Origin of the sequence: Leuconostoc falkenbergense, assembly GCF_014634805.1 — a bacterium.
Lineage (GTDB): Bacteria > Bacillota > Bacilli > Lactobacillales > Lactobacillaceae > Leuconostoc > Leuconostoc falkenbergense.
Genome location: NZ_BMBS01000023.1, coordinates 1 through 23,583, shown reverse-complemented (window position 1 = coordinate 23,583; position 23,583 = coordinate 1). Strand labels below are relative to the sequence as shown.

Below are 23,583 nucleotides of genomic sequence, written 5' to 3'. Positions count from 1 at the left end.
AAGATTTATAGTATTGATCGCATCAAAAAAAGCTAGTGAATCAATCATTCACTAGCTAATTCGTTATGTGATGTTATTGTCCTAAAAGTGAATTAATCAGCAGCTAAAGCATCAATTGTATTCAACTTGGCAGCCTTGCGCGATGGCACAAAACTAGCAATCAAGGCAATAATGAGTGAGATAACTACTGCGAAGATAACATTGCCAACAGAAACCTGCACAATATTAAACTTAATCAAACTATAAAGCGCAGCGTTCATTGCAAACTGGGCTAAGTAAGCCACCGCAATACCAAATATTGCTGAAATAATACCCATCAATAGTGCTTCATTCGTAAATAGTCCACGAATATCTTTTGAACGTGCACCCAAGGCACGTAATACACCAATTTCTTTGGTTCGTTCTGAAACTGACATATACGTTGTCACGATAATCATAATGGCTGAGACAAACAGTGAGATACCAGCAATTGCAGCTAATACGTATGACGCCAAGCTAGTAATCGTGTTAATTGTCTTCAATACAGATCCGACTGAAATAGCAGCCACAGCCTGTTTACCATTTTCTTTCAAATTATTGACTGCATCAACAGTTGATTGAATTTCTCGTGTATCTTTGATGGAGAGTGTCAAGAAGTTGGCAGTTGTCACAGCATTTGCCTTTGTTAAATCCTTTTTGACACCGGCTGTTGTTGCAGCAAAGATTGTACCACTTTGACCACCATCAGTAATACCAACAATTTTCATCGTTGATGTCACTGGTACTGGTTGGTTTTGGGCGTTATAAGCAACATATGTGTATGTGATATTTTTATTGAGCAATGACTTCCAATTAGTATTAGATTTCTTAGCAAAAGCCTTGTCGATCACAATTTCATTACTTGCCTTTGGCTTACGACCAGCTTTAATGACCTTATCTGCATAGATTGGCGTCCATGTCTGAATTTGCGTGCCTGCCTGTGATTGTACGTTACCATACTTGAAGACAGCACCATTAAAATGATAACCCTTATAAACTTTATCAACATGTTTCACCTGATTGATTTTCTTAATAAGTTTATCTGAGATGGTGGTAGAGTTGTAGTCTGTTGCTGCAGCTTGAGTTGTTGCTTGCGCACGTTCAGTGGCAGTAGCATCCTTACTGTCCGTCGTATTTTTTAAGACAGTTGGGTAATTAGGGTTAGCTAATGAGTTCACTTGATCATTAATATAACCCTTAATACCATTTCCTAATCCCAAGAACAGAATAACTGAAAAAACACCAATTGCTGATCCTAAAATAATCAAGAAGTTTTGTAGCTTTTTGAATTTCAAATGATCAAATGCCATGTCCCAAACTGAGCCTTGAGACAATGGTTTAGAGGTAAGACGATCAGTTGTAGCAGGTGTTTCAAAACGTGGTTTAAGATTCTTTTCTTCATCTATTTTACCATCAGCCATGTGTAAAATACGTGTGCCGTAATCTGCAACTGCTTGAGAATGTGTGACAACAATGACTAATTTGCCTTCTTGCGCAATTTGTTCAAGTAAGTCCAATACTTCTTTTGTATTCACAGAATCCAAAGCACCAGTTGGTTCATCAGCAATCATCACGTCAGGATCAGCAGCCAACGCACGAGCAATTGCAACACGTTGCTTTTGTCCACCTGAAAGTTGAGAAGGATATTTATGAATATGCTCTGCCAAGCCAACTTTTTTTAGTAATTCCGTAGCACGCTGCTTACGTTGCGAAGCCGACAAAGTTGTCATATTTAATGATGTTTCAACGTTTTCCAAATTAGTTTGATAGTTAATCAAATTGAAGCTTTGAAAAATATAACCAATTGTTTGGCGACGGTAAACATCAAGCTTCTTTTCTTGTTTGTGATCTAACTTCTCACCGTTAACTTCAACCGTTCCTTCGAAATTTCGGTCTAAGCCACCAATGATGTTCATTAAGGTTGATTTTCCACCACCGGATTCTCCTAAAATTGAGACAAATTCACCTTTTTCAAATGACAAATCAATGCCTTTTAAAACAGGAAATTCATCTTTTCCGAGAAAATAAGATTTGTGGATATCAGTTAGTTTTAAAAATGCCATGCCTGATTTCTCTTTTCTATAATGTGTGTTTAGTTTATCATAAGTATTCCATGATGTAAATTATTCTTTGTTACACAGTAGTCCACATACTAGTAAACAAATCCTGTCTTTACTAATCAATATTCACTCATGTCCTTATTCTGCATGCCATAATAAATAGTAAGTTTACTGCTGAAGCCTATATTATTGTCCGCTTCTTAAAATATTGATTTGAGATGTGCTGATACAAAAAAACAGCTTTCGCTGTTTTAAGGTTTATTTTGAACATACTTCCAGTAAGCATTGATAATTGCTGCCGCAATTTTACCATTAGTACCATCCAAATAATTATTCATACCAGGAATAGCCATCGCCATTGCCACAGGTTGCCCTGGTACATAAGCAACAATCGACTCAGTAAAGGTTTGGTTCCCATTCGTTGTCGTTTCAGCTGTACCAGTTTTCGCATAAACATGCGGTGTCAATTTATGAAGCTGCGTGCCACCAGTGTTATAGGTGTCCGAACCATTAGCAACGCGATTCATACCTTCATGAATTACTTGCCACTCAGCAGAACTTAACTGAACTTGTCCTTGTATATTAGGAGAGGCTTTCCAAACTGTCTTCATTTTGGTACTATTTGGAATGCTTTGCAAAACAGAGTCGACCAAATGTGGCTGTATGAGGTAACCGCCATTAGCAATTGTCGAAACATAGCAAGCTAATTGCATTGTTGTATAAGAATCGTATTGTCCAAACGATTCATATAAATACTTACCTACATTCTCACCTGTTGTGGGTCCTCTATAACCCGCTGTTTCGCCACTAATATCAATACCTGTTTTAATGCCTAGTCCGTACTGTGCTAACCCATTTCGTAACGTCTGGAACGCATCCGAATTAAGGGCTAGAGGTGAACCAGAACTGTATGTTTGCCCACCAATTTTCATACCCAATTGGACGAAGTATGTGTTAGATGAACGTTCCAAGGCTGTTTGTGCATCAACAGCTATTGGTGTTCCAGCCTTGTTCCAATAGGACGTAATTGTTGGTGTACCTTGAATTTTGATAGCTTGATCATACATCGTGGTATTTGACGTTGATAGGACACCACGTTGGAACGCTGTCGTCAAGACCGCTGGCTTCACAACTGATCCCATGACAATTGCATGGTTAATGTTACCATTTGGGTCAGCTGTTTTCTTCTTAGTCTCATAATCTTGATCGACACCAGCCATAGCATATATACCACCAGTGTATGGATTCATAACAGTTGCATAAGCACCCTGCACATCACCACCGGGCAAATTGTCCTCAAGGATTTTTTGAACGGCCTTTTGGAACTCTGCATTAATTGTCAGCTTCAAACTATCACCAGCCTGACCGTCATATTTGATGCTTGATGATTTTACTGTGCCATCTGTCCCAGTTGTTACAACTGTTTGTGACGCTGAGCCCTTCAGCATTGATTCATATTTCATTTCAAGACTAGAATTACCGACTGGCTCATTTTGAGAATAACCCTGAGCTAATAATGTGTGCAGTCGGTCATCAGGCAAACCAGTTGACTCATTAGTGACGTTACCAATCAACGCCTTAAAGTCATCCCCTTGGGGATATTGGCGGGCCCAACTCGTACCAATTTTAATACCGGGGAATTGGCTAAGTCGTTCACCAATTTCAGCTAACTCTGTTTCAGACACATCATCTTCCTTAATAAAGGTAGTTGATAATGCATAGGCGCCACTCATGCGCTGAAAAATCATCGCATCATTTTCATTAACAGAATCAATCAGATGATTTTTCTCAACATAATTAACAGACAAATCCGTTAACTGTGTTCCTGTATATGTTTCACCCTTTTTCTTAGCTTTGTTAATCTTTTTTTGGACAGCTGCCGCCTGTTTGGCGTCTGCTAAATAAAAGTCGGCCTTTGACCGATCACTTAAACGAGATGTATCAACAGTCAGGTATTTACCTAATTTTTCAGCCGTTTCGCGCATGGTTGCAGAACTGATATTAGTGCCACGAGTGAAGGTAATAGCCGTTTGTGCCTTATTTCCTGCAATGACACGACCAGTTGAATCATAAAAAAGACCACGCGGTACGTTACCTTTCTCAACCGTTTCATCGCTTCGATTAACTTCTGCTTTATAGTCAGACCCCTGTTGGATTGTTAAAAAGGCCAATTGCACAGTGAGTGCAATCATGAGTAATAAAGAAATACCTAACAATATATTTAGTCGTGTTGGCAAATTAGCCCGCGCGTCATTTTTATTATCACGATCCTCTAAATATGGGTTGCGTTTCATGTTTTTACCGCCAAGTTTGAATAATTACTCTATCTAGCTTACCACATTTACACATTCACTCGCTAAAATATCCTGAGCTAATTAACCGCGCCCAATCAAAGTCTTCAATAAACGATAGATTTTATACTTGATGGGATTAACGGGCATGGTGAAGTTACCAACCAATTGGCGTGCATAGCCATTAAATGCTGTTTTGAATCCTAATACACCATCACTACCATCAAATTTACCAGCAATTCCGTAGAAATTATAACGCTTAATCCCATGTTCAACCGCCCGATTAATCATAAGGTCTTGTATTTGATAAGGTCCATAGTAATCCATGTATTCCTCATAGGTACCTGAATAAAGATAGTTCATTTCTTGCGGCTGTTCAATGAACAAAGCACCAGCTACGACGACAACATTTTTACCAGCCGTTTTCTTTTGGTTTGTTGCTTTATCAATCCGCTTAACATGTTGTTGCTTTTGGTCATCAAATTCAGCATATTGACGCTTAAATTTATCATTATTCGGATATTTTTCTATTTTTTGATTAATTTTTGCTAATTTTTGATCTAATTCAGCAATTTTTTGCGTTTCTTCACTGATATAGTCGTCAAAATTTAACTCAGCAAATAAGAAGGTCGCATCATCTTGATACTCATCATACACTGTTTGGTAAAAATTCAAATTTTTATCTTTATAATGTAATCTATCAGCCGTTTTTTGTGTTAATTCTTTAAAATCAGGTAAATCGTCACGTGATAATTGACGTATTTTAATACCAAATTGCGCATTTTTCTTCAGATAATACTGTGCATTTTTTGTGAAGGAAGCACGTACACTTTTTACATCAGTTAATTCGGAAATATCTTTTAAATATTCCCACTCAGGTGAACCAGCAGTTGTAAATCCATCAACAAAGGGTACATGTGTGAAGCCCAAACTTGTCATTTCCGAAATGAAACTATTGTTTTCTTCACCAAGTAGATTACCGTGGTCATCTGTTAGTTTCAATGTTACATTAGGACGAACTTCAACATAAAGTCCACCATTTTGTCGTGAAAACTTAGCAAATTCAGCCATAAAGAAATGAAATAAACTTTGGTTTTCAAAATCTAATAACGGGCCACGATCTATGGAAAAAATATAACCCAGTTTGACAGTTTCACGCATCACTAGTGCAGCTGCAACAACTCTTTCGTTTTCTTTAACGCCCAGTAACCATATTGTATAGCCTCTTTTTTTCAAAAGATGTGCTTGCTCGATAGATTGCAAAAACGATCCCGCTTCACTTTGCTTTTCAAAATTTGCGTAGTCTGATTCAGATAATTCTGTAAATTGATATGACATTATTTTAACCTCTGCCTTCTACTATACATGAGAACACAAAAAAAGTGGATAATGACTATCCACTTTTAAACATTCATTAATGCGCGTCAATAACAATCCAACCGTTATAGTAACCAACACCTGCTTCAGTGAAGTTAGAGTTGACAATAAATTCAGTATGACCACCATTAACCATACCTGTTTCGTAGTACCAAGCATTAATAACTGTTGCGCCAGCGGCAAAACCATTTGCAACAACTTCAGGTGTGTTTGAAGATTCGTGAGTACCGAACCAGTTTGAAGAAGTAGCAATTGCTTTTGCACGTGCGTTAGCTTGTGCTGTCAAAGCAGCTGATATACGAACAGGCTTCAAACCAAGCAAGGCACGCTTAGCATTCCATGCATTAATCGTTGCATCAGACGTTGTAACAGTTGATGTGTTGCTTGTTGTATTTGAACTAGTGTTTGTAGTAGAAGCACTATTTGATGAAGATTGGTTAGTCGTTGATGACGTTGATGTACTAGTTGAAGAAGATGTCGTTGACAACTTCAATGTTTGACCAACATAAATCAAGTTAACATTTGAAATACCATTAGCAGAAGCCAATGTAGCAACCGATGTACCATTAGCTGCAGCAATAGAGTTCAAAGTATCACCAGACTTAACTGTGTATGTACCACTAGTTGTTGATGTTGAAGATGTTGTTGTACTTGATGATGTCGTTGTTGATGTTGAGGCTGATGAGCCACTAGTTTGCAATGTTTGACCTACAAAGATCAAGTTAACATTTGAAATGTTGTTGGCACTTGCCAAGGCAGCAACTGTTGTGCCATTAGCTGAAGCAATTTTATTAAGTGTGTCACCAGCTTTAACAGTGATTGTGTTAGCAGAAACTTGTGCAGCACCTGCAATAGCAAACGCACCAGCGGCTGCAACAACTGACTTTGTAATAGTAGATTTTTTCATATTCTTGAACTCCTGAAAGAGATTTTCATAATTAGTATTTGTTATTTGTTTGGTCTTCTCGACAAGTATTAGTGTATCAAATGGCTATGTCGTGGATATTGGGGATATTTTTCACTTTGTTGTCAATAATTCTGTTTAATCACATTTGTTTCAAAACAAATGTTTTAATTTCATTTATATGTCAAAACAGTTTCTTTTTTGTGTCAAATAACCGAACCAGCAATGCTTGGATACCAATTCTTAGATAATGTCTGGATTCGAACTTGATTTGTTTGTCGATGTACTGCAATAAAGTGACTGCCGCCAACGTATATGCCTACTTCATAAGGCTTGGTTTGAGTCCCCCAGAAAAGAATGTCACCGGGTGTTGCTTGTAATACCCCCAATAAATGATCCATTTGTTCAATGAGCTTTTCAGGTTCTGCAGACCAGCGAGTGCCATCATTGACTGGCATCTTAGCATGAATAAGTTGTTGTGAAACAAAACGACCGCTATCGCGGTCGTTATATGTTTGGCCAATTTTATTTAAGGCAAGTTGTAAATAATTGTTTTGCATATTAATGTGCGTTGATAACAATCCATCCATTATAATACCCAACACCAGCTTCAGTGAAATTAGGATTGATAATGAAAACTGTATGACCACCATTAACCATACCTGTTTCATAGTACCAAGCGTTAATAACTGAAGCACCAGCACCAAAACCATTAGCAACGACTTCAGGCGTACCTGAAGAAACATGTGTACCAAACCAGTTTGATGACGTTCCAATTGCTTGTGCACGACTTTGTGCTTGGGCTGTCAATGAAGATGAAATACGAATTGGGTTCAAGCCCATCTTGGCACGCATAGCGTTCCATGCGTTAATCGTTGCATCGGCAGTTGTTGATCCTGTGCTTGTAGATGTTGACGTACTTGTCTGAGTAGTTTGCGCAGTTGTTGTTTGTGTAGTAGTTGCTGTTGTTGTAGTTGAACCACCGTTATCTTTGTACGCATTGTATTCAGCCATCGTCATGTAGCCATCTTTATTAGTATCAGCAGCGGCAATATAAGTGATTGCTTCTGAAGATGCAGATGAACTTGTTGCAGCTGACGTTGTTGTCGTAGCTGCAGATGAAGTGGTTGAGCCACCATTAGCAACATAAGTATTATATTCACTCAAACTCATGAAACCATCGTTGTTAGTATCAGCAGCGGCAATATACTTCAAATTGCTTGTATCAACTGCTGCTTCAGAAGCAGTTGATGTCGCTTCTGAAGCAGCAACAGTTGCAACTGTTGCTGCAGATGAGGCAGCTGAGGCAGCTGATGTTGCTGTCTTTAGAGACAACTCTTGACCAGTTAAGATCAAGTTTTGGTTTGAAACACCATTTAATGATGTCAAAGTTGAAACACTCACGCCTGTCTTTTCGGCGATTTTTGATAGTGTGTCACCACTTTGCACAGTATATGAAGCACCATCAGAAGACAAACCAGATACTGATTGCGTTGATGCACTAACTTCCAGTGAAGCACCTGTTAAAATGAGGTTTTGATTGTCAATGTTATTATTCTTAGCTAATTCAGCAACTGTTGTATTATTTGCAGCTGCAATCGCTGACAATGTGTCACCGGCTTTGACTTCAACTGTGTTAGCAGACGCGGCCGCATGACCACCGACAACAGCAGCTGCACCAGCAGCTGTTGCTAACAAAGTCTTCTTGATATTATTGCTCATATGTATTAACTCCTGGATAGATTCAATTCAAACATTAAGTTTTTGATGTGTTATTAAGTAATTCTTAAGAACAATATCCAGTATACCCACTGGGTGTAACGCAAACATTGTATCGTTTTCTCAATCAGATAACAATGTTACAGTATCGTTACACAGCACGAATAACGTTGCTGTTATAAGGTTTTTAAGAGATTATTTTTTTAATTTCTCAGCAAATATTGTCAAAAAAGACGACTAAATCATTTTTGTAATGATTTAAATCGTCTTTTTTGAAATTTAAACTTCTTAAAATTCTTAATATTTTCTTTAGAATTCGAGCAATAAACTACCATACGTAAATCCTGCACCGAAACCTGTTAGCAACACACGTTTGCCAGTTAAATCAACTGTTTGATTTAATTCGTCAAATCCGATGGCAATTCCAGCTGAAGAGGTGTTACCATTCCGGATGACGTTGGTTGAAAATTTAGCCATTGGTTCATTCAAAGCTTCTGCAATGTATTCAATTAGGCGTAGATTAGCTTGATGTGGAATGTAATAGTCGATATCTTTAGGCAGTAGTTGTTTATCACCTAGAAAATCTTTAATATGTTGCGGAATTAGCGTTGTCACTTCATTAAATACTTCACGGCCTTCTTGTGCAAAAGCATCCGTTTTTGGATAGTTTTCCACAGAAAGTGAGGTCAGTGGTGCTATTCTACCGGAATGTACAACATTTTCATTACCAATAGTGTGCATTTCTTCCTTTGATAAGACACCATTTCCTTGGGTCGCAGTCATCACAACTGCCCCAGCACCATCACCAAAAAATACTGTACTCGTCCGATCCTTGAAATCCATCATCTTTGAGTTGACTTCAGCAGAAATAACTAAGGCATTTTTGTAGACGCCTGAACGCAAAAATTTATCAGCCGTGCTCACACCAAAAACGAATCCAGAACAAGCTGTTGAAATATCATAAGCCCATGCATTGGTTGCTTTCAAATTGCGTTGTACTAAGGCCGCAGTTGATGGTGCCAACCCATCGGGCGTGAACGTTGTCACAATAATCAGGTCAATATCTTCGACTGTTAAGTTAGTTTGCGCTAAAGCTAGCCGTGCAGCTTGAGTCGCTAAATCACTTGTATTTTCGCCTTGCAATGACATGTGACGTGTTTTAATACCAGTGTGTGCTTGAATCCACTCATCATTGGTATCCATGATTTTGGCTAAATCATCATTTGTCACAATGTCACTCGGCACATAATGTGCACTGGCGAGTATTTTACTTCCAGACATGTCTTTTCACCTTCAATTCATCTCATATTATTGTAGCGGATTTTGAGAATTACGCAAATTGTTCGTTTTAATGCCAGAGCATCGTTAATATTCTCAACATCATTAATTAGCCAATTATCTGGATGGTAAGCGTTGACTCTATATAAGTTTGTTACCATATATACCACCTCATAATGGACGATTTTCAAAGTTTCGCCAAACCCCGTCATGATTTAGCTTGTAAATAATTTGGGCAATTGTTTCAGGTGACGTCGCCCCTTGATCTTCGATAAACCAGTAGCGTATCACGCCAAGCATAGCTGACACTTGATAATGGACCACAATTTTCAAATGTTTTTGTGTCACATCAAGCCCAGCACTGGCCAAATTGTCAATAATGGTGCTATATAGCCACGTCAATAATTGGTGTTCAAATGTCATATCACCATTTGATCCCAATAAGTTTGCCAAAAAACGTCGTTGTGTATATAAATAAGTCGTTAATTTACAGACATTTTCCGAAGATATCACGATATTAGCTGTATCATCAAAGACTTTGATGTCTAGTTCTACCTGTTGCAAATCTTGAAAAATTTGTCGTTCTTTTTGTTCAACTAAATCCATTTTATCTTTGAAATGACGGTAAAAAGTGCCACGATTAACACCAGCATATTCAGTAATATCACGAACTGTAATATCTTCTAGTTCTTTATTGACCATTAAATCAAGCAAACTATTTAATAGCATTTTTTTGGTTTGTGTCGTTTTATGTTGATAAGCCATTTTAAAACACTTTCTCACGTTATGTTGCATTTGCGACATATTGCCTATTTTTGACGATTGATAAACACCTAATTCAAGATTACGCTAAGTATATCAAAAAAGAACACAACGTTCAATTTTAGGAGGTTTTACATGTTTAAAAAGTATAAATTCTGGCTATTAGCAGCTATTGGTGGCATCGCTTTATCGTTCATCATGGTTTTGTCACAAATACCAACAGTCCATACAACGGTCAAAAATTTACCACTAGCCATTGTTAATGAAGATCCAACTAATCCCATCAGCGAAAAAATAGTTGATCAACTCAAAAACGTGACTAGTGTTGGTGATAAAAATCCCACGACTCTTAAATGGACAACCGTCAAGTCAACCGCTGCACTCAAACAAGATATGTCCAAACAAAAATTCTACGGCGCTATCATTATTAAACGTCATTTTGGAGAAAATATGGCGACACTAGCAACATCAAAGCCCACCAAGCCAATTGTCACAACAGTCATCAATCAAGCCAAAAACCCAACTGTTGGTACTGCGGTTACCAACTTGTTCAGTCACATGACAACAACTATCAGTGGCACGATTTCAAAAGACATCATCACACAGTTTGCCTTGCACCAACAACCAATTCCGATTGTAATTGCCAAAACAATTGTCCAACCACTAAACGTCACTAACCAAATTGTTCATCCAACTGAAAGTAAAGTTAATGCAACAGCGATTTATTTTCAGCCCCTTTGGCTCAGCAGTGTTATTATCAGCCTAATGCTTTTCTACGCTGCTAAAGATGGTCAACTTCGTGGTCAAAATAAATACCGTCTTGCTACCATGCAACTCATTACTGCTGCTAGTTTAGCGATTTTTATTGGTGTTATGACGCCGTTGTATACAACATGGCTACTCGACTATCACTTCCAAAATTTTTGGACCATTACGCTGTTTGCGACGATTGCTGAATTTTCATTCATCATGATAATTCTAGGAATATTGAGTTGGACGGGCTTTATTGGTTTACCACTTTTCGTTTTATTGATGTTCTTTGCGCTACCAATTCTACAATTAGCCCCAGAAATGCTATCTCACTTTTACCGCAACAGCATTTATCCTTGGCTGCCAATGCGATTCTTAATTGACGGTATACGCGGCATTATTTACTATCATGATGGTATTTGGCACACACCTACATTTAATTTGTTATGGGTAATGGTGATTGGTATGTTCTTATTAATTGCTAAAGTGTTCTTATCGCAGACTCGAAATATCATCGCAAAATAAAAAAATCCATGATTATCTCGTATAATCATGGATTTTGTTTATTATTTCGCTGAGCGCAAAGACGTCAAACGTTCTTGTGTGGCGGCAAGCTTAGCTTGCCAATCAGCCAATTTTTCTCTTTCAGCAGCAACAACTGCTTCTGGGGCAGCATTAACGAATTTTTCGTTAGATAGTTTGCCTTGAGCACGTTTCACCTCACCAGAGAATTTCTTAGTTTCTCCTTCAAGACGTGCGATTTCATCATCAATATCAATCAATTCAGCAAGTGGCACATATATTTCTGCACCAGTAATCACTTGTGACATTGCCAAATCTGGTGCTTGTACATCAGCGGCAATCGTCAATGACTTGGGATGTGCGAAACGGTTAATATAATCCACATTATCATTAAATATACGAATCAAATTGTCATCGTTTGTCTTAATCAACAAGTCGATTGCTGTTGACATTGGTGCGTTGGCTTCTGAACGAATATTACGCACTGCAACAATCAAATCTTGCAACGACTTAAACGCTGTTTCTGCTGCGTCGTTAGTCAATTCGTCATGTACAACAGGATATCGTGTGATAGCAAAATCAGCATTCTTTTCCGCCTGATCTGGCATTTCTTGCCAAATCGCTTCTGTTACGAATGGCATAATTGGCTGCAACAAACGTAACGTCTGATCCAAAACATAAGCTAATGTTTGTTGAACAGGTGCTTTGTCACCGTCACCGTTCAATGTTTCTTTGGTCATTTCGATGTACCAGTCGGCAAAATCGTTCCAAATGAAGTTATATAGTGAACGACCAGCTTCACCAAATTCAAATTTATCAAAATTACGTGTCACATCAGCAACTGTTGTGTTCAAGCGTGCCAAAATCCATTGATCGGCTAGTGTTAATTTATCCAAATCAGGCAATTGTGATGGCGTATCTTCTGCCAGATTCATGATAACGTATCGTGAAGCATTCCAAATCTTATTGATAAAGTTCCAAGCTGCATCCATCTTATCGTATGTGAAACGTACATCTTGTCCCGGAGTTGAACCTGTTGCCAAGAACCAACGCAATGCGTCAGCACCGTACTTTTCAATAACGTCCATTGGGTCAACACCATTGCCCAATGACTTTGACATTTTGCGACCTTCACCATCACGAATAAGACCGTGAATTAAGACATTTTTAAATGGTCGCTGACCAGTAAATTCCTTGCCTTGGAACATCATTCGTGCAACCCAGAAGAAGATAATATCATAACCAGTTACTAATGTATTGGTTGGATAATAGCGGGCAAAATCGCCATCCATTTTTTCCGGCCAACCCATTGTTGAAAATGGCCAAAGTGCACTTGAGAACCAAGTATCAAGCACATCAGGATCACGTTCCCAACCATCCCCTTCAGGCGCCTCTGTCCCAACATAAATTTCTTCGTTATCCGTGCCTTTGTTCTTATACCACGCAGGAATTTGATGTCCCCACCACAATTGACGTGAAATAACCCAATCACGAATATTTTCCATCCAATGCGTGAATGTGTCTTCAAAACGTGCTGGCACAAATTCAACTTTCTCATCTTCATGTTGCTGCATGTCTAGAATCTGCTTTGCCAATGGTGCCATTTTGACAAACCATTGCGTAGACAAACGCGACTCAACTGGCACACCGGTCCGTTCTGAATGACCAACTGAGTGAACAATTGGGTCAACTTTGAGCATGTAATCACCCGCTTCAAGATCTGCTACGATTGCTTTGCGCGCTTCAAATCGTTCCATGCCGTTATATTTGCCAGCATGCTCATTCAAATGGCCATCTTCAGTCATTGTGTTAATGCGTTCCAAATCATGGCGATTGCCGACTTGGAAGTCATTAGGATCATGAGCTGGTGTGATTTTTACCATACCAGTCCCGAAATCTTTTTCAACATATTCATCAGCGATAATTGGAATTTCACGACCAACGAGTGGTACCATGACTGTTTTCCCAATTAAATCTTTGTAACGTTCATCACTCGGATGTACGGCCACAGCAACATCACCAAACATTGTTTCTGGACGAGTCGTTGCAATTTCAATGTAATTCTTACCATTAAAAGTCGTACCATCGGTGAATGGATATTTCACATGATAGAAAGCACCCTCATCATCTTGATAAATCACCTCAATGTCAGACAACGCCGTACGTGCTTGTGGGTCCCAGTTAATGATGTACTCACCACGATAGATCAAACCTTTGTTGTACAAATCAATAAAGACTTTATTAACGGCCTTGTTCAAACCTTCATCTAATGTGAAACGTTCACGATCAAAGTCCAATGAAAGTCCCATTTTACCCCATTGTTGTTTGATAGTGGTGGCGTATTCATTTTTCCAATCCCAAACTTGTGCCACGAACTTCTCACGACCCAAATCATAACGAGAAATACCTTCACCGCGCAACCGTTGCTCAACCTTGGCTTGTGTTGCAATGCCTGCGTGATCCATACCGGGCAACCACAAAGTGTCAAATCCTTGCATGCGCTTTTGACGAATAATCATATCTTGCAGCGTCGTATCCCAAGCATGTCCTAAATGCAACTTACCTGTGACATTTGGTGGTGGAATGACAATTGAATAAGGTTCTGGTTCATTCCCCTGAATTTCTTGATTCGATTCTGGTGCAAAAAGCTTTTTGCTTTGCCAGTTATCGTACCGACCTTCTTCAACAGCAGTGGGATTATATTTTGTTGACATATCAATATCGCGCATTGTTATTTCTCCTTTGTATATTCAGTAAATTAGCTACTTATTCAGTAAATTAGCTACTTTGTCAACTCATTTTAAAGCGTTACCACAAAAAAAACGCCAACATCCTAATATAGGACGCTGACGCGTGGTACCACCTAAATTGTCGTTACGAAACGACCACTTAATTTATTTTAATGTGATGAGTTAATCCTTAGCAACCTTGGGCATTAACGTGGTTGATTTACACCATACATCAACTCTCTAAACACGCGCTTGCTTATTCCTCTAAGATAATTTTAATATTACCTTAAAATAATGCTATCGTCAAGTCACATTTAGTAAGCCTAATGCAAATTATTTTTGAGATTATTGACCCGTAAGAATGACGATAGCACTATCAGCAGCAGTAATCGCCAATTTGATAGTTAATACTTTAGCAAAAAATCCATATTTATCTGTACTACAATCCTTAATAGTCACCCAAAATGCTATACTAATTGTAATATTATCCATCAACTTCAAAGGAAGTCAATTTGATGCCTGTCATTTTAAAAAGAATTATTACTGATAAAACATTTTTAATCACCTTAATCCTTGCAATCTTCTCAATGACGTTTGGTGTTGTCAAACTATCAGACATTGATACCAATACCATTACGTCACTAGCAGCATTAATCCTACTTATTACAATTTATCAAGCGCTCAATATACTCAAATTCGTCGCAAATTACATTATTGCAAAATGTAGCACGATCCGCTCTGTCATTTTAGTGCTTTTACTTTGCTCTTTTTTTGGCTCGATGTTTTTTACAAACGACGTTGCGATTTTGACCCTTGTCCCCATTGTTTTTAATATTGCTCAAAAAATTAATGTACCAAAAATATTAACAATCAGTTTATTAACCATTTATGCTAATCTTGGCAGCGCTTTAACACCTTTCGGGAACCCACAAAACATTTATTTGGTGTCTCATTACCATCTCGGAATTGGTCAATTTATGATGATGTCGTTACCTTTTGGTTTGGTGGCGTTATTATCCATGTTTGTTGTGTTATTAGTCATCAAAAATCAACCCATTGATGATGTCACTTTACCATCAATTGAAATTAACCAACACAAAACTTGGCTATTGTTAGGCGCCACGTTAATCGTTCTTTTAGGGATTTTGTCAGTCATACCTGTTTATATGGCACTAATCGTTAGTGTTGTCGCAGCAGTTTGTTTGCAAAAGTCAGTTTTCAAATATGCTGATTACGGGATTATTTTAACTTTCGTTAATTTTTTCATTATTGTCGGCGCAATCAGTCGTATCAAATACGTGCAGACTTTGTTGTATCAACATACCACATCAAGCTTAGAAACGTTTTTCTCCGGTATGATAACTAGCCAATTCATCAGTAATGTGCCCGCTGCTATTCTAATCTCAAAATTCACCCAACATAGTTATGGCCTATATTTAGGTGTCACTGTCGGTGGACTAGGTACGCTCATTGCCTCACTGGCTAACCTTCTAGCTCTGCGCCAATATGCTGCTTTGTCACATCATCACAGTACATTTAGTTTCTTCAAAACTTTCTCGCTTTTAAACATTGGTTTGCTATTGTTTTTCATAATTGTGGGCTTTATTTTGTTATCAGTTTAGGCGGTGAAAAACAGCGCTTCGATTATTCAGGAGCCAACATAAAGCTCTGTCATTATGGTTTAATGTAGCCGTAGCCTTCATTTTGCTTGATTGCCAATTCCACAACGCCTGAAGGAACAATCACGATATTATCTTGTAATTCGGTAGATGAAATATGCCTTTGATCAAGTGAATTTTTGCATACCGAAATAACAACAGAAGAACTAATCAACGTGTTCAACTGCAAGTCAGATTGCTTAACAACTTGTTCAACTGCGCCACCATTGACCAAAAGTTCGATCGTACCCACAATATCATTGTTTTCGTACCATTCAACTAAATGCTTCAAATTTGAAAGGACAGTTTGCCACTTTTCTGACTCATCGATATGTACAATAACATTCATTGTATTTCACCTCGCTCATATATATTTCAATATGTCCTTATTATAGTACAACAATTAAACACCAGCGCGATGGTCTTATAGTTCCTTAATATTGTTAAACAATGGTTTCATGATGAGAGGCGCCACAATTGTCGTAATCATCACTGTCACAATCATTTCACTTGAGAGATTTTGACTGACAATACCAGAGCTAATGCCAATCTGTATAATGACTAGTGCCATTTCTCCTCGTGATACCATTCCTGCACCAATGGCAGTGGCCACAGAAGATGATAATCCTGATAGTTTTGCACCCAAAAAAGAGCCAATCAATTTGGTCAAAATAGCTAAAATGCTAAAAATAATTATCGCTACAATCTTGTCAGATGTGCTGGGCAAAGTTAGCGTAAGGCCAATCGAGCCAAAGAAAATAGGATAGAAAAACCATTTTCCTACCATTGAAGTGCCTTTTCCCAAATAGTCAGCTAATGTATATTTTTTAATGAATAGCCCTGCGGTAAAAGCCACTAGTGGCACCAAGCCGCCCAATCCCAGTTGACCACCCAAGACAACAGAGAATACTGTCATGGCAATTAAAGCAATCACATCATCAAGAATCGCTGCTGACAAAATAATAGCGCCTAGAGACGTGGCTAATTTTCTTTGTTCAGCCAAAACAGCTAATGTGATTGAAATTGATGTTGCTGCAAAAACAACACCAGCAAACAAAGCAACCCGTAAATCATACCCTAACAAAATAAATGCCAGCGGCATCACTAGCACAGGTACCAAAACACCAAATACGGCAATAGCAGAAGATGCTTTAATATGTTGCTTCATGACTTTCAAATCTGATGATAAGCCAGAATGAAACATTAGCATTGCAATACCTATTTCTGCCAAGAGGTGTATGAGTGCCGTTGACTGCACCCAATTTAACACACTGGTTCCCAAAATAACACCAGCAAATAGCTGCCCAACAACTTCTGAAAATCCTAATTTAACAGCTAATTTTCCTAATAAAATAGTGATAATAATCAGTACAATAATCAATAAAAATGACACGTGTTTCTCCTTTTTGCAATCAAAAAAACTTCAAAAAAAGTTAGTTCCCCGACTAACCAATCTTGAAGTTTTCACCCAACCGATTGCGATTTATTTTCTCCATCATAACACGGTCAATCCATATTTAGCAACCAAACCTTGGCTAATACATTGTGATCTTTTTCCTGTTTAGCAGCCATGATATCACCACTAAGATAACGACAATGGCTAAAGCCAAAGTCGCTATCTCAAATAGGAAAGTATATGATTGCTTTTCTATAATAATACCGCCAATTAATGGCCCAATTGCACGACCCGCCGACGACCATGAGTTAACTAACCCTTGATAAAGGCCTTTAGTGCCTAATGGTGCCAAATTATTAACTAAGGCCGGAATCGTTGGAATAGCAGTTGCTTCACCGATAGTTAACAAAATCATTGCGACAACAAAATAACCGTAATCATGGGCAAAAACAAGTGTCACAAATGATATTGTCACAAAAATCAACCCAAATATAATTTGTACAATATAGTTTTCGTAGTAGCGTGACAACCAAATAATAATCACCTGCATGACCATAATCAAGAAAGCATTTAGTGTCCACAATAACGAATATCGACTAAGCGGAATGCCTAAATCTGTCATGTATACTGAAAGATTAGAATCCCATTGCTGATACATTGTCCAGATGATCATCAGTGAAATAAAAAGCGTAAATAAAACAATCAAATTTGGCTTTGGCACGACAGCTTTGCCTTTATTTTTTTCGTCAGAATTTAATGGTTTCGTAGCGTTTGCACCAGACGAAGAATATTTTGTCCAAGCAATCAATAAAAAAATCAAATAGAGGAAAATAGCAATCATAAATAGATAAGTTATGCCAGCATCATAAACAAATCCGACCAAAGATGTTCCTATCACAACACCCATGTTCTGAACAAAATAAAGTATTGTAAAGACACGCTGACTATCTTTGCTATCAACATTAGTTCCCATTGCATAAACCAGTGTCGAATTCCAGCCAGCACTTAAGCCGTTCAAAAATAATAAAATACCAAAGACTGGCCACCCATGAAAAAAAACTAGCAAAATAAAGCTCAAAAGCGCGCCAAGAATGCCATAACGTATCAGTCGCGCCGGATTAAGACGGTCAAACAATGCACCACCAACATAACTCCCAATCACACTGGCCAATGAATTGAAAAACAAAACAATTCCAATCATTGTTAATGATATCCCCAAATCGTTATGCAAATACACACTGGTTAATGGCCAAATAAAACTCATACCGACACTACTCAAAAAAGCACCTGCTGCCAGCCAAATTAATCCAATTTTTTTCATATCACCCTCCTATTTTTGACAACGATAAATGATAAAAAATGCCAATAAAAAACGGCTTAGACGCCGATTTTTGCGAAATACTCTGTGATTATCGTTTAATTTAAGTACGATTGGCTCATTGTTGCTTTACCAATCATCTTATCTCTCATTATTTCATATTGTTTGTCATAGCTGTGACCACTTTACTAATTTTTAAATAATCATTACGTTTGGTAAGATATCAGATTAAATAAGTTGGCGGTAAAACAACTAAAATATTTGTTTTTGAACGGATTTATTGTGGCAGAAAAAAATTTTCGTTGATGACTTCTATTTCCTCGATAATAAATAGCAATAATTACTGAAAATCATGCACTCGTTGAGTGCGTACATACTTAACAAGACAAATAACACCCCTTTCAACATACGGCAATATCATCTGACCAGACTTAGAAAAGCTTTGCAATCTTATTTTTATCCAGCGTTGATTGGTTGCAATCATGAGACATCCAAAATAATTTCGAGACTTTTCTGAACAAAGTATTGTACCCACATCGTGTCTTCGGTATCGCCAAAATCCTTATAAAATTCCAAAGCTAAATTTTTGAGTTCTTCAGACTTTTGCAAGGCGACATCATCACTATATGGCAAATCATCGGGATAAATATTATCCACCGATACGACTTCATTCGTGTCATGTGTGATTGAACAGCCAATATTTTCTGGTTCAATTAAATAGAATTCTATTTTTTTCGGTAATTCGGCCAAAAAATTTTTAGGGTGTTTCAAATCCGTATTGATAAAACCAACCACCAAGAATTGTTTGTAACTCTCTTTCATAAATCTCTCCTAATTCGTTATTTGTCACCACTTGATTGTCTTTTATAAATAATAAAATAATTCAATAATGATGCAGTGATAACAATGCTCGCTAAAATGTTGAACCATAAAGCATTTATAATCCAAGACAATAGCATACTACTCAGTAAACTAATATTCATCACATATTCTGCTGTTTTTAGTGTCATGATTGGCCCCTCTGTTCAAAAACTACTCTTATTGTGATGATACATGATTAATGGTCGCTAATCAAAGAAAGAACCTTTAGAGAGTTAAACCTTTAAATTTTTAATTTTAACTAGCTTATTCAACCGTCTGACTTGCCTAAGATAGCTCAACCATAGCACAACGTAAACAACAAAATAAATAACAACGCATTCAATGACTGGAAACATAACAAAATGAAGTAGAAAACTGTTTGGTCCAAGCTCGTTAAAATAAATACTCCACACTAGATTAACTGGCTGTCCTAATGGGTACAGTGACAGTATTGCTAAAATTGAAAAGACCGCAACATTCATGAAGTAACTACCGAAAACGTGATAGATTTTACGGTTTTCAAAATTCTGGAATAGTTCGTATGCAGAGAAAACAGCACTGCCAAATGCACAGTATATAAGGATATCTATCGTTTCATTGTAGATTGGGTTTTCAAGCTGCACCGAAAACGGTTGTAACAAGTTAAAGCTGCCTCGACCAAATAATAAATAAATCAGGGTACTTAGTGTCGTGCCAATACCGACACTAACCATTGTTACGATAAAATATTTTTTAATTTTGTTCATATCCCAAAATACTCCTTTATGTTTTGTAAATACCCTCTACTCGAATAAGTGACCTCGCCTGATCTTAAATAGATTTTCAACTTGCCACCAAATGTCAGTTCAAATGAAACTATCTTATCAGCATTAACTATTTCTGAATGAGAAATTCTCAAAAAATTATTTGGTAATTTCACAGTTAATTCTTTAAGTGTTTCAGATAACCAAAAAGCCTGTTTATCTTCTCGTATTGCACAAACTTTTTTATCAACTGAAAAGATTTTTAATATTTGTGTATGGTAGATTGTAAAATTAAACCGAACACTTGAATAAAAAGTCAATAACATCAATAAGTCTTTTATACCAACGGTTATAGCCATTTTAAATATCAATAAAACTTCAATATTGCGTCAATAAATTGTCAATCTACATACTTAATATCCAAAAATCTCTTAGTCGATTTGCCGTGTTCATCATCCAAACTTGAAATGGTCACACTTTTTGAGCTCTTAACACCCAAATTTTCCATACGACTGTAAAATGTATTGCGGTTTATTGTTTCTTGCATCCCCATTTCTTCAATATCACGACTAAATTGCTGATACATATACTTGGCTGTTGGTCGTCTGTCCTTCTCTTCTTCCGTATGCTCATCTAGCCACTGTGAGACAATATCAGCGCTCTTTAACCAGTCTGCCGTGGCTTTCTGAACGTTTTCGGGGATGTTTAATGTTCTAGCTCGCTCTGCGTCCATAAACATTTTAATAACCTTACGTGTAAAGGCTGGTCGTTCATCCAGTAGCTCACTTTCATCAAATAAATCACTCTTACCGTCTGCGTTGGTAAAGCCTTTACCTTGCGTTGTTAGTACCAATGGTCTACGATCTAACCCACTATCTCGTCTGATGTTAGGTAAATCATTAGCTGAAAAGAACAATGTCGCATAATTGACTATACTAAACGCTTGTACCCCTTTAGATTCCACCTCAAACTTTTCTTTGCCACTCACGGCTAGTTTTAGATTTTCTGTGTTTGGCATGTAGTTAGCTGGTATATCACTACCAATGTTGGCATATTTTCCCACTAACCCAACCGTTTTAAACTTGTCTCCAAAGGCTTGTAAACTCAATTCACTGACATTACCGCTATATAGTTTCTGACCAATGTAAGTCAAAGCTGTACCTTTACCGTTACCACCTTTACCATACAAAATGACAAAGTTTTGAAAAGGCAAGTAATTACGTTTAAAACCATAGCCAATAAACTTATATAACAGTTCTGCGTTTTCATCCCCTAACAGTCGTGTAAAAAACTCATCTGTCTTTGGTGTTGGTAAATCTTTATCACTCACGGGATAATCTAACCCGCCTAAAGCATGATACTGTGGTGCGTTTGGCTTAATTTCCAACGTTCTCATATCCAATGTGCCATTAGTAAAACTAACCATATATGGCTTATCGGTAAAATCAATATAATCAGCAACATCTTTAACGGTGATCACTCGGATTAAGTCCACAATATTTTTGACTTGCTTAGCACTCGTTAGCTTTTTGTTCTGTTTTAACAGTGTCGCTACTCTCGAACTTAACGCATTATCTGCCTGCTTTACATTCTTGTAACGTTTCCAATACTGACCGTTAAACAAATACCCTGCTAGATTGTTATTATCAGTGTAAAAATGCGTCTCTTTGGCAACAAACTCCGCTAATCTTTCAACATTAACAGTAGTCTTGCTGATTTCGCCTGTCTCGTTATATTGCACATCCAACCAGCTAGGGATGTGGCTGGACTTTTTGGGTAATGCTGTTGTATCAATCTCTGCCATAGTCATTCATCCTTGCTCGTTTTTTCTCCTCACGTCTTCTTGCACTCATGTATACGGTATTGAGTTCATGATCGGGTAATGGTTCGTTACTGCGTTCGTTAACTGTCTGCATAATGTCATATATATCTTGTGGTGTGACATCAATGGCGAACAGATAACCTGCTAAACTCATAGCTTGATTATTTCGTTCGCCTGTCACAAAGCCATTAATTGTCATTTTCCACCTGTCTGCAAGGCTATATTTTGCCTTGTAAGTATGACTAGGTCTATCAGTACCCAAACCATTTGCTAAGTCATATACCCACGTTGGTACGGGCTTAATTTTGTCAAAAGGTGTAATTTGTCGATATTGCCCGCCTGTCATTGTGGATGGTGCTGTCATCACTGCTGTATTGCTCAAAACGTCTACACCTTTAATCGCATTGATCACATGTTTTGGTTTATCTTGTCCACTGGGAATGAGATAGAACGCATGCAGTCCGCCTGTTGGTGTTTGTTCAATGTACGTATTTTGTATAGTGTCAGGGTTTACACCGTGACTTTTAAACCATGCCAAAATACTAGCCACACCATTCTGCTCATGTTTGTCAATATCAACGACAACTAAATTACTCTTTGATAGGTCTATCCCGACATTGCCCTTGTAATACTCTGGATATATATTTAACCAACTTTGCAAATCATCTCTATTGTTAAAACTGTTATTAAAGCCACCCTTAACAGCATTAAATTTTTGATTAGGTAACGCCATAAATACATAAGCACCTGACTGTTGATATTGCCTGACATGTTCCCACCTATTCATGGTCACACCCTGCCTTTGAGTGTCTGCAACCGTGTCTCAATCTCATCAAGGTTAGTGCCAACTCTTAATAACATGCTCATGAGTTTCTGTGGCTCTTTCTGGTATCTCGCTAGGTCTATAAGGCTCTTAGCACTCATCACACTTTCTAAAGCGTGATTAACCGCTACTCGTTGTGATTGCGTCATACCTCGTCCCACTCCTTGCCTGTTATTTCGTGATACTGGGCTTCAATATTAACAATTTGCATATCAACCATTGTCACTATTTTGGTGTTGCTGTCCATCTCCTCGTCTAATTCACAACGCAAACGTTTCAAAAAGATAAGTTGAGTTTTAAGATAGTCGGTAGCTGTATATTTTCTTGGCTTAGTTGCTGTGACTGCATTAGCATTAAACCCGTGAATACTTAATTCTGTCATGTTTATTCCCTCGTAAATCTTTCTTCATGGATCATCAAAGCGTCTAAGGTTGCTTGTTGGCTTTGAATGCTCTTCTTGATTGTGTTGACCGTTTCCCAAAACTCTTGCGCTGTGATGATGAAATACACCCCATTCGGTCTGCTCTTACTACTGCCAACTAAATAGCCTGC

Annotated in this window: 21 protein-coding genes; 2 read left to right on the top strand and 19 right to left on the bottom strand. The window is 37.8% G+C overall.

Annotated features, from left to right (window positions below):
• Positions 1-92 precede the first annotated feature (92 nt).
• The 8 genes from IEU71_RS06085 to IEU71_RS06050 all read right to left on the bottom strand — a co-directional run bounded on the left by IEU71_RS06085 (position 93) and on the right by IEU71_RS06050 (position 10,412).
• Positions 93-2,081: an ABC transporter ATP-binding protein/permease gene (locus IEU71_RS06085; protein WP_004915661.1), complete on the bottom strand. Its 1,989-nt coding sequence runs from the start codon at positions 2,079-2,081 to the stop codon at positions 93-95.
• A 248-nt stretch (positions 2,082-2,329) separates the two neighbouring features.
• Positions 2,330-4,372 (bottom strand): penicillin-binding transpeptidase domain-containing protein, encoded by a 2,043-nt coding sequence (locus IEU71_RS06080; protein WP_004915660.1) that lies wholly within the window; start codon positions 4,370-4,372, stop codon positions 2,330-2,332.
• Positions 4,373-4,453: 81 nt separating this feature from the next.
• The gene (locus IEU71_RS06075) at positions 4,454-5,707 is read right to left on the bottom strand and encodes an aminoacyltransferase (RefSeq protein ID WP_004915658.1); all 1,254 of its coding nucleotides are present in this window, start codon (positions 5,705-5,707) and stop codon (positions 4,454-4,456) included.
• Between the two features lie 76 nt (positions 5,708-5,783).
• A complete protein-coding gene (locus IEU71_RS06070) occupies positions 5,784-6,653 on the bottom strand; it encodes a LysM peptidoglycan-binding domain-containing protein (RefSeq protein WP_004915655.1) in 870 nt (289 codons plus the stop codon).
• Positions 6,654-6,856: 203 nt separating this feature from the next.
• Positions 6,857-7,240, bottom strand: coding sequence for an NlpC/P60 family protein (locus IEU71_RS06065; RefSeq protein ID WP_004915653.1), 384 nt, complete (start codon positions 7,238-7,240; stop codon positions 6,857-6,859).
• The gene (locus tag IEU71_RS06060; protein ID WP_004915651.1) at positions 7,212-8,372 is read right to left on the bottom strand and encodes a CAP domain-containing protein; all 1,161 of its coding nucleotides are present in this window, start codon (positions 8,370-8,372) and stop codon (positions 7,212-7,214) included. The genes IEU71_RS06065 and IEU71_RS06060 overlap by 29 nt, the downstream gene beginning before the upstream one ends.
• A 306-nt stretch (positions 8,373-8,678) precedes the next feature.
• Positions 8,679-9,650: a beta-ketoacyl-ACP synthase III gene (locus tag IEU71_RS06055; protein ID WP_004915650.1), complete on the bottom strand. Its 972-nt coding sequence runs from the start codon at positions 9,648-9,650 to the stop codon at positions 8,679-8,681.
• A gap of 168 nt (positions 9,651-9,818) precedes the next feature.
• Positions 9,819-10,412: a TetR/AcrR family transcriptional regulator gene (locus tag IEU71_RS06050; RefSeq protein WP_004915647.1), complete on the bottom strand. Its 594-nt coding sequence runs from the start codon at positions 10,410-10,412 to the stop codon at positions 9,819-9,821.
• A gap of 132 nt (positions 10,413-10,544) precedes the next feature.
• Here IEU71_RS06050 and IEU71_RS06045 point away from each other — a divergent pair, with 132 nt between their 5' ends.
• Positions 10,545-11,684, top strand: coding sequence for a YhgE/Pip domain-containing protein (locus tag IEU71_RS06045; RefSeq protein ID WP_004915645.1), 1,140 nt, complete (start codon positions 10,545-10,547; stop codon positions 11,682-11,684).
• 41 nt (positions 11,685-11,725) lie between these two features.
• Here the strand turns inward: IEU71_RS06045 and IEU71_RS06040 are convergent, their stop codons facing one another.
• Entirely contained in the window at positions 11,726-14,410 is a 2,685-nt protein-coding gene (locus IEU71_RS06040; RefSeq protein WP_004915642.1) for a valine--tRNA ligase, read from the bottom strand.
• Between the two features lie 515 nt (positions 14,411-14,925).
• Here IEU71_RS06040 and IEU71_RS06035 point away from each other — a divergent pair.
• Positions 14,926-16,032: an SLC13 family permease gene (locus IEU71_RS06035; protein ID WP_004915636.1), complete on the top strand. Its 1,107-nt coding sequence runs from the start codon at positions 14,926-14,928 to the stop codon at positions 16,030-16,032.
• A 52-nt stretch (positions 16,033-16,084) separates the two neighbouring features.
• Here the strand turns inward: IEU71_RS06035 and IEU71_RS06030 are convergent, their stop codons facing one another.
• From IEU71_RS06030 to IEU71_RS05985, 10 genes are all read right to left on the bottom strand, one after another.
• Positions 16,085-16,417, bottom strand: coding sequence for a DsrE family protein (locus tag IEU71_RS06030; protein WP_004915634.1), 333 nt, complete (start codon positions 16,415-16,417; stop codon positions 16,085-16,087).
• A 75-nt stretch (positions 16,418-16,492) separates the two neighbouring features.
• Complete coding sequence (locus IEU71_RS06025) at positions 16,493-17,461, bottom strand: cation:proton antiporter (protein WP_004915630.1); 969 nt, start codon at positions 17,459-17,461, stop codon at positions 16,493-16,495.
• A 142-nt stretch (positions 17,462-17,603) separates the two neighbouring features.
• Positions 17,604-18,785: an MDR family MFS transporter gene (locus IEU71_RS06020; protein ID WP_004915626.1), complete on the bottom strand. Its 1,182-nt coding sequence runs from the start codon at positions 18,783-18,785 to the stop codon at positions 17,604-17,606.
• A gap of 477 nt (positions 18,786-19,262) precedes the next feature.
• Positions 19,263-19,604 carry a hypothetical protein gene (locus IEU71_RS06015; RefSeq protein ID WP_004915623.1) on the bottom strand — a complete coding sequence of 114 codons (342 nt, stop codon included), beginning with the start codon at positions 19,602-19,604 and terminating at the stop codon, positions 19,263-19,265.
• A gap of 272 nt (positions 19,605-19,876) precedes the next feature.
• Positions 19,877-20,389 carry a hypothetical protein gene (locus tag IEU71_RS06010; protein WP_004915618.1) on the bottom strand — a complete coding sequence of 171 codons (513 nt, stop codon included), beginning with the start codon at positions 20,387-20,389 and terminating at the stop codon, positions 19,877-19,879.
• Positions 20,386-20,745, bottom strand: a complete 360-nt coding sequence (locus IEU71_RS06005) for a LytTR family DNA-binding domain-containing protein (protein ID WP_051000487.1) — start codon at positions 20,743-20,745, stop codon at positions 20,386-20,388. Before IEU71_RS06005 ends, IEU71_RS06010 begins: the two co-directional genes overlap by 4 nt.
• Before the next feature lie 41 nt (positions 20,746-20,786).
• Positions 20,787-22,190, bottom strand: a complete 1,404-nt coding sequence (locus IEU71_RS06000; RefSeq protein WP_004915615.1) for a DNA primase family protein — start codon at positions 22,188-22,190, stop codon at positions 20,787-20,789.
• Positions 22,177-22,995, bottom strand: a complete 819-nt coding sequence (locus tag IEU71_RS05995) for a bifunctional DNA primase/polymerase (protein WP_188349635.1) — start codon at positions 22,993-22,995, stop codon at positions 22,177-22,179. Before IEU71_RS05995 ends, IEU71_RS06000 begins: the two co-directional genes overlap by 14 nt.
• 2 nt (positions 22,996-22,997) lie before the next feature.
• Positions 22,998-23,180: a hypothetical protein gene (locus IEU71_RS05990; RefSeq protein ID WP_036067234.1), complete on the bottom strand. Its 183-nt coding sequence runs from the start codon at positions 23,178-23,180 to the stop codon at positions 22,998-23,000.
• A complete protein-coding gene (locus tag IEU71_RS05985) occupies positions 23,177-23,413 on the bottom strand; it encodes a hypothetical protein (protein ID WP_004915610.1) in 237 nt (78 codons plus the stop codon). Before IEU71_RS05985 ends, IEU71_RS05990 begins: the two co-directional genes overlap by 4 nt.
• Between the last annotated feature and the right edge of the window lie 170 nt (positions 23,414-23,583).